This is a genomic window from Bradyrhizobium sp. CSA207 (assembly GCF_029051685.1).
Taxonomy (GTDB): Bacteria; Pseudomonadota; Alphaproteobacteria; order Rhizobiales; family Xanthobacteraceae; genus Bradyrhizobium.
This window is the reverse complement of the sequence record NZ_JAACFT010000015.1, coordinates 110,233-123,765: the sequence shown is the minus strand read 5'-3', so window position 1 is coordinate 123,765 and position 13,533 is coordinate 110,233. Positions and strand designations below refer to the sequence as shown.

At 63.2% G+C, this 13,533-nt stretch carries 13 protein-coding genes and 1 pseudogene; 7 read left to right on the top strand and 7 right to left on the bottom strand.

The window, feature by feature from the left end; genetic code table 11:
• Positions 1 to 149: 149 nt before the first annotated feature.
• The 3 genes from GWG65_RS18675 (at position 150) to uvrA (ending at position 5,102) form a co-directional block, all read left to right on the top strand.
• Complete coding sequence (locus GWG65_RS18675; protein WP_275197005.1) at positions 150 to 911, top strand: outer membrane beta-barrel protein; 762 nt, start codon at positions 150 to 152, stop codon at positions 909 to 911.
• 230 nt (positions 912 to 1,141) lie between these two features.
• Positions 1,142 to 1,831, top strand: a complete 690-nt coding sequence (locus GWG65_RS18670; RefSeq protein WP_275197004.1) for an outer membrane protein — start codon at positions 1,142 to 1,144, stop codon at positions 1,829 to 1,831.
• Positions 1,832 to 2,120: 289 nt separating this feature from the next.
• Complete coding sequence (gene uvrA, locus GWG65_RS18665) at positions 2,121 to 5,102, top strand: excinuclease ABC subunit UvrA (RefSeq protein ID WP_275197003.1); 2,982 nt, start codon at positions 2,121 to 2,123, stop codon at positions 5,100 to 5,102.
• Positions 5,103 to 5,105: 3 nt separating this feature from the next.
• Here the strand turns inward: uvrA and GWG65_RS18660 are convergent, their stop codons facing one another.
• Entirely contained in the window at positions 5,106 to 5,645 is a 540-nt protein-coding gene (locus tag GWG65_RS18660; RefSeq protein ID WP_275197002.1) for a hypothetical protein, read from the bottom strand.
• A 106-nt stretch (positions 5,646 to 5,751) separates the two neighbouring features.
• On the opposite strand from GWG65_RS18660, the gene GWG65_RS18655 reads away from it, so the two are divergent.
• Positions 5,752 to 6,384, top strand: a complete 633-nt coding sequence (locus GWG65_RS18655; protein ID WP_275197075.1) for an HAD-IA family hydrolase — start codon at positions 5,752 to 5,754, stop codon at positions 6,382 to 6,384.
• Positions 6,385 to 6,462: 78 nt separating this feature from the next.
• Here GWG65_RS18655 and GWG65_RS18650 read toward each other — a convergent pair whose 3' ends face one another.
• The 5 genes from GWG65_RS18650 to GWG65_RS18630 all read right to left on the bottom strand — a co-directional run bounded on the left by GWG65_RS18650 (position 6,463) and on the right by GWG65_RS18630 (position 11,774).
• Complete coding sequence (locus tag GWG65_RS18650) at positions 6,463 to 7,401, bottom strand: cytochrome D1 domain-containing protein (protein WP_275197001.1); 939 nt, start codon at positions 7,399 to 7,401, stop codon at positions 6,463 to 6,465.
• 2 nt (positions 7,402 to 7,403) lie between these two features.
• Positions 7,404 to 7,973, bottom strand: a complete 570-nt coding sequence (locus tag GWG65_RS18645; RefSeq protein ID WP_275197000.1) for an SRPBCC family protein — start codon at positions 7,971 to 7,973, stop codon at positions 7,404 to 7,406.
• A gap of 429 nt (positions 7,974 to 8,402) precedes the next feature.
• Positions 8,403 to 9,200 carry an AAA family ATPase gene (locus tag GWG65_RS18640; protein WP_275196999.1) on the bottom strand — a complete coding sequence of 266 codons (798 nt, stop codon included), beginning with the start codon at positions 9,198 to 9,200 and terminating at the stop codon, positions 8,403 to 8,405.
• Positions 9,201 to 9,296: 96 nt separating this feature from the next.
• Positions 9,297 to 10,157 (bottom strand): DUF296 domain-containing protein, encoded by an 861-nt coding sequence (locus GWG65_RS18635; RefSeq protein ID WP_275196998.1) that lies wholly within the window; start codon positions 10,155 to 10,157, stop codon positions 9,297 to 9,299.
• Between the two features lie 9 nt (positions 10,158 to 10,166).
• The gene (locus GWG65_RS18630) at positions 10,167 to 11,774 is read right to left on the bottom strand and encodes an acyl-CoA synthetase (protein WP_275196997.1); all 1,608 of its coding nucleotides are present in this window, start codon (positions 11,772 to 11,774) and stop codon (positions 10,167 to 10,169) included.
• A 234-nt stretch (positions 11,775 to 12,008) separates the two neighbouring features.
• Here GWG65_RS18630 and GWG65_RS18625 point away from each other — a divergent pair, with 234 nt between their 5' ends.
• The 3 genes and pseudogenes from GWG65_RS18625 to GWG65_RS18615 all read left to right on the top strand — a co-directional run bounded on the left by GWG65_RS18625 (position 12,009) and on the right by GWG65_RS18615 (position 12,804).
• Positions 12,009 to 12,368 carry a hypothetical protein gene (locus tag GWG65_RS18625; RefSeq protein WP_275196996.1) on the top strand — a complete coding sequence of 120 codons (360 nt, stop codon included), beginning with the start codon at positions 12,009 to 12,011 and terminating at the stop codon, positions 12,366 to 12,368.
• A pseudogene (locus GWG65_RS18620) lies at positions 12,368 to 12,517 on the top strand (DUF3828 domain-containing protein); the annotation flags it as partial. The gene GWG65_RS18625 and the pseudogene GWG65_RS18620, both read left to right, overlap by 1 nt.
• Before the next feature lie 11 nt (positions 12,518 to 12,528).
• On the top strand, positions 12,529 to 12,804 hold the full coding sequence (locus tag GWG65_RS18615) for a GNAT family N-acetyltransferase (RefSeq protein ID WP_275196995.1): 276 nt from the start codon (positions 12,529 to 12,531) through the stop codon (positions 12,802 to 12,804).
• Between the two features lie 49 nt (positions 12,805 to 12,853).
• Here GWG65_RS18615 and GWG65_RS18610 read toward each other — a convergent pair whose 3' ends face one another.
• Positions 12,854 to 13,252, bottom strand: coding sequence for an SPW repeat protein (locus GWG65_RS18610; RefSeq protein ID WP_148739719.1), 399 nt, complete (start codon positions 13,250 to 13,252; stop codon positions 12,854 to 12,856).
• Between the last annotated feature and the right edge of the window lie 281 nt (positions 13,253 to 13,533).

Here is a 13,533-nt window from a genome sequence, read left to right as displayed (position 1 = left end):
GCTTCCAATGTTCGCGACTGTTGCATTTCGGAAACGGACTCTGCCTCACGATTAGGCTACGCTTGCCTCGGAATTAATTCATATGGGCGTCGCGCCTGATCAGCCGCTTCGGGGATTTCGTGGAGCGGACGAAAATGGGGAGACTGGCAATGAATAAGATTTTGATTGGTGCAATCGGTGCAGTGGCGTTGGGCCTGTCGGCTCCCGCAAGCGCGGCGGATCTCGCCGCGCGTCCCTACACCAAGGCTCCGGCGCCGATGGTGGCCGCCATCTATGACTGGAGCGGCTTCTACATCGGCATCAACGGCGGCGGCGGCTCGAGCCGCAACTGCTGGGACTTCGTGACTCCCGCAGGCGGCGCTCTCGTCACCGATGGCTGCCATGACGCGACCGGCGGCACAGTCGGTGGCCAGATCGGGTACCGCTGGCAGTCCGCGAATTGGGTGTTCGGTGTCGAAGGCCAAGGCAACTGGGCTGATTTCCGCGGAGACAACATCAGCCCAACTCTAGCGGTTCAGCAGGATCGTACGCGAATCGATGCTTTCGGCCTGATCACCGGCCAGGTTGGCTATGCCTGGAACAATGTGTTGCTCTACGTGAAGGGCGGCGCTGCGGTGGTTAACGACAAATATGACCTTCTCGTCGCACCAGGGTTCGTAGGTGCCGGTACGGTGTTCGGCTCGACTCGCGAAACCCGCTGGGGCGGCACCGTCGGTGCGGGCCTCGAGTTCGGCTTCGCTCCGAACTGGTCTGTAGGCTTCGAGTACGATCACATTTTCCTCGGCAATCGTAACGTCGACTTCACGTTTGGCGGTGCGTTCGTTCAGACCGAGCGCATCCGTCAGGACGTCGACATGGGCCTCATCCGCGTCAACTATCGCTGGGGTGGTCCGGTGATCGCGAAGTACTGAGATCCCTCTGATTAATGCTCACGATCAAAGGCCGGCCTAGCGCCGGCCTTTTTGCTGCACAGGCGGCGCGAATAGGGCAGCCAGCACTACCTTTCAGCATACTGTGGCTTTTCGGGTACACAACTTGCGGCTTCAATGATGTATGCACGACATCAGTTGGACCACAGCGTCCGATGTCTTTCCGCTCGCGGAAGGCAACAACAGAAACTGGGACTGGGATTAAGTTGAAAATGAAAAAGGTTTTGTTGGCTTCGGCCAGTTTGCTTGCACTCGCTGCACCGGCTTCGGCCGCCGATCTCGCGGCTCGCCCCTACACCAAGGCTCCGGTGGCTGTAGCCTCGGTCTACAACTGGACCGGCTTCTACCTCGGTATCGTCGGTGGCGGCGCCTGGGAGAACGGCTCGGGCGACCCGAAGATGAAGGGCGGCTTCGTCGGCGGCACCGCCGGCTACAACTGGCAGACCGGCAACGTCGTGTTCGGTGTTGAGGCTGATGGCGCCTGGGCTGACGTCAGCGCTTCGGCGACCGGCCCCGTCGCTGTCCCCGGCTTCGGTGTTGTCTCCACCACGCTGAGCTCGAAGACCGATGCGATGGGCACCGTGCGCGGCCGCATCGGCTACGCCGTCAATCAGGTCCTGTTCTACGGCACCGGCGGCTACGCCTGGATCGACAACAAGCTTAGCCTCTCCGCGCTCGGCGTCACCGCCTCGGACAGCAAGTGGCACTCCGGCTGGACCGTCGGCGCGGGCGTCGAAGCGTTCTTCGCTCCGCAGTGGTCGGTCAAGGGCGAGTATCTCTATCGCAGCCTCGGCGGCGAGACCTACTTCTCCGGCACCCTGCCCACCGGCACGCTCAACCTCCACACCGTGCAGGTCGGCGTGAACTATCACTTCGGGGGCCCGGTGGTCGCGAAGTACTGAGCTTCGCTTTCAACGGCATCGAGTTACGAAAGGCCGGCCGTGCGCCGGCCTTTCTGTTTTTGCGAGACCTCGCAGCGGCGCGCCATCGCGCGGTTCCGGACGCCGCTGCTGCCAGATGCCGCCAGCGCGTCAACAATCCGTTGACGATTCGCAAAGGTCACTGGAAATCCGTCGCCGTTCTTCCTACGTTCGCTGACATACCCATCGGCGCCGTACCCGGTTCCGGGCGAAGCGCGCCTACAGCGTTGGCGCGATCGCGCGTCTTTGGGATTCCTTGAGGACCACCAGGATGGATGAAGTGATCAAGGCGAAGCGCCAACAGCAGAACGCGGGCTCAAGCCTGCGCGCAATTACGATCCGTGGCGCGCGCGAGCACAACCTCAAGAATGTCGACGTCGAGATTCCCCGCGACAAGCTCGTGGTCTTCACCGGCCTCTCCGGCTCCGGCAAATCCTCGCTCGCCTTCGACACCATCTATGCCGAGGGCCAGCGCCGCTACGTCGAATCGCTTTCGGCCTATGCCCGCCAGTTCCTTGAGATGATGCAGAAGCCGGACGTCGACCAGATCGACGGCCTGTCGCCGGCGATCTCGATCGAGCAGAAGACGACCTCGAAGAACCCGCGCTCCACCGTCGGCACGGTTACCGAGATCTACGACTACATGCGCCTGCTGTGGGCGCGCGTCGGCGTGCCCTATTCGCCTGCCACCGGCCTGCCGATCGAGAGCCAGACCGTGTCGCAGATGGTCGACCGCGTGCTGGCGCTGGCCGAGGGAACGCGCCTCTATTTGCTCGCGCCGGTCGTGCGCGGCCGCAAGGGCGAGTACCGGAAGGAGCTCGCCGAATGGCTCAAGAAGGGCTTTCAGCGCGTCAAGATCGACGGCACCTTCTACGAGCTCGCGGAGGCGCCGACGCTCGACAAGAAATTCCCGCACGACATCGACGTCGTCGTCGACCGCATCGTGGTGCGGCCCGACATCGGCCAGCGCCTCGCCGAAAGTTTTGAGACCGCGCTGAAGCTCGCCGAGGGCCTCGCCGTCGTCGAATTCGCCGACGCGCCGGGAGCGGCGGCGCCTGCGGAAGAAAAAAAGAAGACCGCAAAGATCCACGACAAGAGCGGTCCTGAGCGCATGCTGTTCTCGGAAAAGTTCGCCTGCCCCGTTTCCGGCTTCACCATTCCGGAGATCGAGCCCCGACTGTTTTCCTTCAACAACCCCTACGGCGCCTGCCCCGCCTGCGGCGGGCTCGGCGTCGAGCAGCATGTCGACGAGGATCTCGTCATTCCCGACAAGGACGTGACGTTGCGCAAGGGCGCGATCGCGCCCTGGGCCAAATCGTCATCGCCCTATTACGTGCAGACGCTGACCGCGCTCGGCAAGCACTACAAGTTCACGCTCGACACCAAGTGGAAGGATCTTGCGAAGAAGACCAAAGACGCGATCCTCTACGGCTCCGGCGAGGACGAGATCAAGTTCTCCTACGAGGACGGGGTGCGCTCCTACGACACCAAGAAGCCGTTCGAGGGCGTCATCACCAACATCAACCGCCGCTATCGCGAGACCGAGAGCGAATGGGCGCGCGAGGAGCTGGCGAAGTATTTCCACGACGTGCCCTGCGAGGCCTGCAAGGGCTTTCGGCTGAAGCCCGAGGCGCTCTGCGTCAAGATCGGCGGCAAGCATATCGGCGACATCTCGGAGCTGTCGGTCAAGGGCGCCGGCGCCTGGTTCGAGACCGTGCCGGAGGCGCTGAACACGCAGCAAAACGAGATCGCCGGTCGTATCCTCAAGGAGATCCGTGAGCGCCTCACCTTCCTGCTCGACGTCGGCCTCAACTATCTTACCCTCTCCCGCTCCTCCGGCACGCTGTCCGGCGGCGAGAGCCAGCGCATCCGGCTGGCCTCGCAGATCGGCTCGGGGCTGACCGGCGTGCTCTACGTGCTGGACGAGCCGTCGATCGGCCTGCACCAGCGCGACAACGCGCGCCTGCTCGATACGCTGAAACGCCTGCGCGACCTCGGCAATACCGTGATCGTCGTCGAGCATGACGAGGATGCCATCCTGCTCGCCGACCACGTCCTCGACATCGGCCCCGGCGCAGGCATGCATGGCGGCAACATCATCGCCGAGGGCACGCCCGCCGAGATCATGCGCAACCCGAAATCGCTGACGGGCAAGTATCTCACCGGCGAGCTCGAGGTCGAGGTGCCGGAACGGCGTCCGCCGAACCATCGCCGCACCATCAAGGTGGTGAACGCGCGCGGCAATAACCTCAAGAACGTCACCGCCGAAATTCCGCTCGGCCTGTTCACCTGCGTCACCGGCGTTTCCGGCGGCGGCAAGTCGACGCTGCTGATCGATACGCTCTACCGCGCCATCGCCCGCAAGCTGAACAACGCCAGCGAAGGCGCCGCGCCCCACGACCGCATCGAGGGCCTCGAGCACATCGACAAGATCATCGACATCGACCAGTCACCGATCGGCCGCACCCCGCGGTCGAATCCCGCGACCTATACCGGCGCCTTCACGCCGATCCGGGAGTGGTTCGCCGGCCTGCCCGAATCCAAGGCGCGCGGCTACGAGCCCGGTCGCTTCTCGTTCAACGTCAAGGGCGGTCGCTGCGAAGCCTGCCAGGGCGACGGCGTCATCAAGATCGAGATGCACTTTTTGCCTGACGTCTACGTCACCTGCGACGTCTGCAAGGGCAAGCGCTACAACCGCGAGACGCTGGAGGTCCTGTTCAAGGGCAAGAGCATCGCCGACGTGCTCGATATGACCGTCGAGGAAGCCGCCGAGTTCTTCAAGGCGGTGCCGCGCGTGCGCGAAACCTTCCAGACCCTGCACCGCGTCGGCCTCGATTACATCCACGTCGGCCAGCAGGCGACGACGCTGTCGGGCGGCGAAGCCCAGCGCGTCAAGCTGGCAAAGGAGCTGTCCAAGCGCGCCACCGGCCGCACGCTCTACATCCTGGACGAGCCGACCACAGGCCTTCATTTCCACGACGTCAAGAAGCTGCTCGAGGTGCTGCACGAGCTGGTGGCGCAGGGCAACACGGTCGTCGTCATCGAGCATAATCTCGAAGTCATCAAGACCGCCGACTGGGTCATCGACCTCGGCCCCGAAGGCGGCGACGGCGGCGGCGAAATCGTCGCCTGGGGCCCGCCGGAAGACATCGCGAAAGCGCCGCGGAGCTATACGGGGAAGTTTCTTGCGCCGGTGCTGGCGAAGGCGCGGAAGCCGAAGCGGAGGCGCGCGGCGAGCGAGGCGGCGGAGTAGGATTTATTTGGTCAAACGCTCAATCTCGGCTTCGAAATCCATGCGCCTTTCGTCAAGATTGCGAAATTGTCCAAGGCGAACGAAGGAATACACACTCATCGCGATGAGAATATTCGACGCCACAATGGCTCCATTGTAGAGTACAGCGATCACTCTGTCGTCGCTCATTCCCCAAACGAAGTTCGGATCTCTAAGATTGAATTTGACTAGAAGCACATCGAGGGAATAGTCCGCCTTGGCTGCAAAGTTATGAATGGAGAGAAACATACCCAACAATCCGTAGAGAACAGCACGACTTATGCTTGCGATGCTCCAGGCGAGAAACGCCGCCGGACTTTTCTGGAATTCGTCGATTTGATCCAGCTGACTTTTTAGGATTTGAATTCGAGCAAGCGATGCACGTTTCGATCGCTCAGCCCACACGATAGAGGCCCTAGAAAGCCATCTCGGGGCGTAGAGAAAGAGATACGCCGCAATAAGTGAACCCAGGACACCTAAGAGAACCGAGAGTATCCCGTCTCCCAACGTCATGTTCGTCTGCATTTCCTCAGCTCCCGATGTCCGACAGAACATTCTCGTCATGCATCTTGGCTGTTTGCAATCTTAAATTTTGTTGATTGACATCGTGGTCCGTTTCCATACCTCTCCATTGCCCTACTCCCTCGCCATCTTCGATCTCGACGGCACGCTGGCCGACAGCTTTCCGTGGTTCCTACGCACCATCAACGACGTCGCCGATCGCTTCGGCTTTCGCCGCGTCGCCGATGAGGATGTCGAGGCGCTGCGGCATGCCTCGACCCGCGAGATTCTGAGCCGGCTCGAGGTGCCGCTGTGGAAGTTGCCGGCGATCGCGCGACATGCGCGGCGGCTGAAGGCGGAAGCAACGGCGGAGATTTCGCTGTTCGCAGGCGTCGAGCCGATGCTGCGGACGCTGGCCGAGAGCGGCGTGCAGCTCGCGCTAGTGACGTCGGACAGCGAGGCCAATGCGCGACAGAAGCTCGGCGATGCGGCGGCGCTGTTCGCGCATTTCGACTGCGCCGCCCCACTGTTCGGCAAGCCCGCAAAATTCCGTTGCGTCATCCGGCGTGCGGGCGTCGTGCCCGCACGCGTCATCGCGATCGGTGACGAGGTGCGCGACATCGAGGCATCGCGCACCGTCGGCATTGCCTGCGGCGCGGTGTGCTGGGGCTATGCGGCGCCGGCGGCGCTGCGGGCGCATGGGCCTGAGCACGTGTTTGAGCGCATGGACGAGATCGTGCGCGCGTTGCGGCCGGCGCGGTAGCCCGGATGGAGCGAAGCGCAATCCGGGAAAGTCTCCCCGCATTCCGCTTCGCTCCATGCGGGCTACAATTGCTCCGCTCTACTCCGTCCGCCGTAAGAACGCCCCAAACGCCCGCGGGCCGTCGCCGGTCTTGACCTCGCCGATCACCTTCAGCTCGGTCGCATCGATGATATGAAGCGTGTTGCTCTCCCAATTGGCCACGATGATGCGCTTGCCGTCGGCGGTGGCGGCGATGCCTTCGGGGTAGTCGCCGACGGTGATACGCTTCACCGGCTTCAGCGTCGCCAGATCGAACACGCTGACAGTGCCGCCATATTGGTCGGTAACGAAGCCGCGCCCTTGCGCCAGCGCCACCGCATAGGGCCGCATCCCGACCGGCACGCGGCCGATCTCGCTTCCTGCCGCGAGGTCGATCACGGAGACGTCGTTGGAGCCGACATTGGCGGTGTAGGCGCGCTTGCCATCGGCGTCGATGGTGACGCCGAAAGGACGCGTGCCGACCTTGATGCTCGCCTTGCGCTCGCGTGTCGCGGTATCGACGACTGAGAGACTGTCGTCGTCGCGGTCTGCCGAAAGCAGCCAGCGGCCGTCCGGCGTCACGGCGAGGCCCGACGGCGAGGCACCGACCGCGACGCTGGCCGTGACGCTGCGCGTCGCCGCATCGATCACGCGCACCGCGGCGGCGTACCAGTCGGCGACGTAGACCGTCTTGCCATCAGGCGCGACCGCGATGCCGAGCGGCCCGCCGCCGACCTCGATCCGCCCCGAGACCTTCCGCGTTGCTGCGTCCACCACCGTCACGGCCTTGGCATCCGGGCTCGTTACATAGGCAAAGCGCCCATCCGCGCTGACGGCTACGCCGGCCGGCTTGCCGCCGATCGGGATGGTTGCCACCGCACGTGCGGTGGCGAGGTCCACGACCATCAGGTCGTCGCTGAGCTGGTTGGTGACGAAGGCCTCTTCAGCGGACGCATGCGCGATGCTGGCGGCAAGCGCCGCCAGAACCAGAGCCCGCACGCTCAGCTTCCGCTTTCGATCTTCTTCTTCAGCGACTCGAGCCCGGCCTGATAAAGCCCCTTCACCGCTTTGACGGCGGCCTCGTCGCTCAGCTCCGGCGGCGGATCGTTGTTGGGAAAGCCGCGGTAGAACGCGCCGGCCCATTCCAGCGTCGAGCCCTTGCCGTCGGCGCTCGGCGCCACCGTCAGCGTCGAGGAATAGTTGGTCACCGGCAGCGCCTTCACGTCAACGGCAGTGATGCGGTAGGAATAGGTCATCCCAGCGCCGTCGAACTTGTAGAGCTCCTCGTCGACAGTGGCGCCGCCGGTCAGCGTCAGACGGCGCGTCGCGCCGATCTCATTGCCCTTCTCGCCCTCGGTCTTGGTGACGGGCGGCAGCCAGCTCATGTCCTGGAAGTTGCCGATCGCGGCCCACACCTTGGCCGGGTCTGCGTTGATCTCGATGGATTCCCGCACCTTCTGCCGGGTCGGCCCATGGGCCCAGGCCGGTGTAAAAGCCGCAGTCAATGCCGCCGCTCCCACCGCCGCCAGCGCCGCAGCCACGGCCGTGCGCCGTCCAATCGTCACCCTCATCTCGTTTCCTCATGCGTCTCATTGATCGTGCGCGACTTTGAGGCGCGCTGGAATCATCGTAGCGCATTTTGGGGCCGGGGGGAGACCTGTTCGTGGCGCCGCTGCGGCGGAGCGTTCGCGCAGCCCACAAATTCTTGCGTGGCGCGGCGGGCAAAACACCCATGGGAAGGTCTGCGACTGCAAATATTTCTCTTTATCCGTATTTCTGATTATCGAATAGAAAACCATCCCAACCCGGCCGAGGGGCGCATCGCGATCGTCACGACACGCTGAAGGTACGATTTGAGATCGATGCACGGGCCTATCTTCCGTCATTGCGAGCGCAGCGAAGCAATCCAGACTGCCGCCGCGGAGAGATTCTGGATTGCTTCGTCGCAAGAGCTCCTCGCAATGACGATGGAGAGAGCGAGTGTCGGTCGCGTCCCGCGGCTACTCCGTCAACGTCGCCTCGACGAACCCCCGCGGATCGTCACAGAATTCGCGCATCACCCGGTAGTGATCGGTTTGCTCCACCGTTGTCGGCTCCAGGCCGTATTTCCCGAGCCGTAGCAGCTGCGCATTTGGATAAGCCATCAGCAGAGGCGCATGGGTCGCCATGATGACCTGGCAATTTCCGGAGCGATCCATCCGGTGCAGGAGCTTGAGGAAGTCCATCTGCCGCGCCGGCGACAACGCTGATTCCGGCTCGTCGAAGATATAGATGCCCTGCTTTTGGCAGCGTTCCTCGAAGAAGACCAGAAAGCCCTCGCCATGGGAAAAGGAGAGATAGTCTGGCGCCTCCTGAACGCTCGCGCCAAACACACCCTCCATGAGTTGCGCAGCACTCCCGGCCGAGCGGTCCAGATAGCGCGCGACAGAAAAGAATGTCTCCGCCCGGAAAAACCAGCCGTCGGTCACCTTCGGTACCCAGGCAGCCTTCAAGGCGGTAGACAGCTCTACGCCGGTGACTTCCATGCCGCCGCCATCGATCTCCTGAAAGCCCTTGCGGCCGCCGGTGCTGGCAAAGCCGGCCATCCCCGCGATGCCTTCAAGGATGGTCGATTTGCCGGTACCGTTCTCGCCGACGATGATGGTGATCGCCGTATCGAAGCTCAGGTCGAACTCGTCCCTGAACACGGGAAGGCAGAACGGATAGATCTCCCAATCCTCCACCTGCGAGCGATCGAGCCATACGCGCTTGAGATACGGCGCTCGCAACGTGGTCTGACGGCGTCCTTTCCGGCCCATGTTCCCGTCCCCGCTAAAATTCACATCAGGAACATATCAGGAACAATCATTTCATGGAAGTGGCATTCGAGCACTACTGCAAGCACCGGTCGAGGCCTAGCCCAGCGCCTCGAGCACCAGCTCCATGGTCATCAAAACCGGATTATCGCCGCGGATCAGCCGACCCTCGGCGAGGCCGCCGGTGTAGTCGATCAAGGCGACGTCGAGTGTGGCCTCGAGCGCGCCCGAACTGCTTGGTGCGATCGTGCCGGCGGTGACGGCGAGCTCAGTGGCGAATGGTTCGGTGATGCCGCCATGGGTGAAGCGTGCGCCGATGGTCGAGCCGACGCCGCCGTGGAGTTTCGCGCGGGTGACACCATGCGCGCGGCAAAACTCTTCAAGGCCGCCGGGAAAATCCTGGTTCGGGCGAAGCCGCAGGGCAAAGGCGCGGCTCGTCGCGCGTGCGCCACCGCTTGCAGCCGCGACCGGCCCGAACAGCTTGAAGTTGGTCTCGGGATCAGGTTCGGCGGTAAACATCGCGCCATCAATCCCAAAACCCTCGACCAAAAACGGCTCGGCGACGATCGTCGCGTCCGGCAGCATGTGTCCGCCGCTCGCCTTGCCGTCGGCCTCGGTCCAGAGCCCGTGGCAATGAAAGAATGGCGCGCCGTCCCGTGTGCCGAGCGTCATGCTGCCGAGCTTCGTGCGCGTCACGCCCGCGGGCCGAAACGTGTCGCTGTAGAACGCGGCATTCTCGCCGGTCTTGGACAGCGCCGGCATCACATAGGCGAACGGTCCGAGCGCGCCGCTGCCAAAGTTCAGCACGCCGCCGGCAAATCCCTCTGCCGCAAAGCCGCGGCGCGCAGCCTCCAGCAGCGGCAAACCTGGTTGAAGCGTGAACGAGAAGGCACGTCCCCTCGCCTCCACCCATTGGATGCGCTCGGGAATCGGCGTGCCCGGCTGCTTGATGCTGCGCATGACGACCGCTCAGCCCGCTTTCGTCTTGTCGAGATCGAGCAGCCTGCGTGCCTCGAGCTCGTCGCGTACCATGCGTTTTGGGATTTTGCCATATCCGGACTTCGGCAAGGCGTCCCAGAAAAAGAATCGCTTCGGCATCTTGTAGCGCGGCACCTTCGGCGAAAGGAACGCCGCCATCTCCGCTTCGCTCACGGGCTTCTCGCCTTCGCGCGCAACGCAGACGGCGACGCCGACCTCGCCCCAGGTCGGATCGGGCACGCCGAGCACGGCGACCTCTCCGACGCACGGATGGGTCAGGATCTTCTCCTCGATCTCGCGCGGATAGATGTTGGAGCCGCCCGAGATGTACATGTCGGAGGCGCGGCCGGTGATATAGACGAACCCCTCCTCGTCCATGTGACCGAGATCGCCGGTGCGGAACCAGCCGTTGCGGAACGCCTTCGCATTGGCCTCGGGGTTATCATAATAGCCGGCGAACACCGCAGGGCCGATCACGCAGATCTCGCCGCTCTGATTGGCGCCCAGCTCACGGCCCTCGTCGTCCTGGATCGAGACCTGCATGCCGGTGCGCTCGAAGCCGCAGGTGCCGAGCTTCACATGCGGACCGTCTTCGGGATCATGCAGCGCTGCCGGCAGCACGGTGATGTTGCCGGTAACCTCGCCAAGGCCGAAATATTGCACGATAACCTTGCCGAGCTTCTTCAGTGCGGTCTTCTGATCCTCGCGATACATCGGCGCGCCGGCATAGATCACCTGGCGCAGCGAGGAATGATCGTATTTGTCGACCGCGGGATGCTCGACCATCATCTTCAGGATGGTCGGCACCACGAAGAGATTGCTGACGCGATGCGCCTCGATCAGGCGGAACGCCTCGTTGATGTCGAACTTCTCGGTCGGCAGCAGCACGGTGCGTGCGCCGCGCGCGGTCTGCATCAGCTGGTGCACGCCGGCGCCATGCGACAGCGGCGCCACCACCAGCGACGCGTCAGCTTCGGTCGTGCCCGGCGTGAGATCGGCAAGATGATTGGTGATCACAAAGCCCATCTGGCCATGGGTGAGCACCGCCGCCTTGGAACGGCCCGTGGTCCCCGAGGTGAAGAAGAACCAGCAGGGATCGTCGTGCTCGACTGCGACGTTCTCGACCGCGGCGTTCGCCTGCGAGGCGATGGCATCCGCAACCGACGTCTCGCCGAACGACGCCTTGCCGTCGATGCTCCAGGTGAATTCCAGCGCGCCGCCGCTGACGGCCGCAGCGTGCTCGGGGAAATCGACGTGGCACAAAAATGCCTTGGCCCCGGAGGCCTGTGCGAGATAGGTGACCTCGTCGGGCATCAGGCGAAAATTGGTGGGGACCCAGACCGCGCCAAGCCGGAATGCGGCAAACATCGAAAAGAACATCTCGTCGCCATTCTTGGAATGGACGAGGATGCGATCTCCTTTCTTGATACCGCGCGCGGCGAGTGCGGCGGCCAGCGCCGAAACCTGCGCATCGATCTCGCGCCAGCTCCAGGACTTGTCACCCCAGACGAAGCCGGGCCGAGAGCCATGCCGCCGCGCGTTCTGGGTCAGCATGTAAGCGAGATTCATGACGCGGCGGGACATGCGCAGGGGCTGCATGGGGCTTCCTCTTCGACGGCGGACGGCACGCAAGCCGCCCGCTCCTTGCAACCCATTTATCGCCATCGCCGGCGCGCCTGCAAGGCCGCCGGCCGCACAGGGGTTGCGAGCAGTGTGAACAGGAGAGCTACCTATCGCATTCGCCTCGGTCGTCGGCAGAGCGGCGATCGTTCAGGGAATTTTAAACATGATCGGCGCAACCTCGGCCAGTCCTCGCGTACAGAGTGCCGCATCATGGTCAAAGCGCCCGCCCTTCTCCTGTTGTCGCTGGCGCTTGCCGGATGTGCCATGGGACCGCAAGCCCATTTGGCCCCGGATGCAGCCTTCACGCCGGCACGCTACGCCTGGGATGGCGCCGGCGAGAATCCCAACCATCCGCGTGCTGGCTCCGAACCGAGACAGACCGCGACCCGATCTGAGCGCAACATGTCGCAAGCGGGACTCCAGCCCAATTCGAAGGAGTGGTGGCAGGCGCAGGACGGCGTCGAGGCCGAGCAGGACGCCAGGGTCAACCGCTCGCTGGTCATCTGCCAGGGCTGCCTCCGCCCGCAGCAACAGCCGGAGGATTCGCGGCTCGCCAAAGCGACCGATTGAACCGAACCGACCGCAGACTTTCCGACCAGGTCGTGCGTTATGACCTCGTGCGCGAGGCTGGCAGCTGGAAGATCGACGACATCACGGGCTCGTCAGACGGCGAAGTCTGGTCGATCCGCAAGATGCTGACGGACTCGCTGAAGAGCTGACCGGAGATACGATGAGCGACGTCATCGACAACAAGGCCCACCACCGTTTCGAGCTGGAGATGGAAGGCCATCTCGCGACCGAACATTACAAGCTCGACGGCAGCGTCATCACATTCGAGCATACGGACGTGCCGAAAGAACTCGGCGGCAAGGGCGTCGGCTCAAAGCTGGTGCAAGGCGCACTCGACCACGTCCGTGCGGCCGGATTGAAGCTGATCCCGCAATGCCCATTCGTGAAAGCGTGGATCGAGAAGCACCCGGACTATCAGGATCTGGTAAAAAGATGAGCGGGAGCAGGCCCGCCGATCTTGCAGCGGGCCTGCTGACATCTACGGCCTATTGCCCGTGCTTCAGCATATCCTGGTCGCTCAGATCCCAGTCCTGCCACAGTTGGAGGACGCCGAGGACCACCGCCACCGCTCCCAGACTTGTATGGTAGACCCGGAGAAAACCTTCACCGGAATAGCCGAGCACGTAGGGCGATACCATGAGCCACAGCCCAATCACGATTGTCGCCACCTCCTGCCAGCGCTGCAAGGCGACATATTCGAGCTGGCTGAGCCCAAATATGACGAGGCCGATCGCGACCGCGTTCAGAACCATGATCTCACGTCCGACGATCCCCGACTGATCCTGGATGGGAAACCACGGCGATGCAGCAATCAACGCACCGAGCAGCATCCCGCACCAGTCTTCCCATGTTCGATGAGTATTCAAGAAACCAAAGTCCGACATCGTACCCTCCTCAAAAAGAGGCATACGTCTGCGGCTGGCGATCACGACACTCCGAACGTCTGGCGACCATGCCGGCCGCATTCGGGCGTATGTCCTGTAACAAGACGTAGGGAACCCGCGCGCGATTGCAAGACCACCAATGTTCTTTGCGGGCGGGGCGTTAACGAATCGCGGCTCAGGCAACGCCGTGAGGCTGAGCCGGACACGCATTTTCAGATATCTCCCCTGCGGCAACCTCCCTTGGTCGCGCCTTGGCAAGGACGCGTTCAGGCGCCTAGATC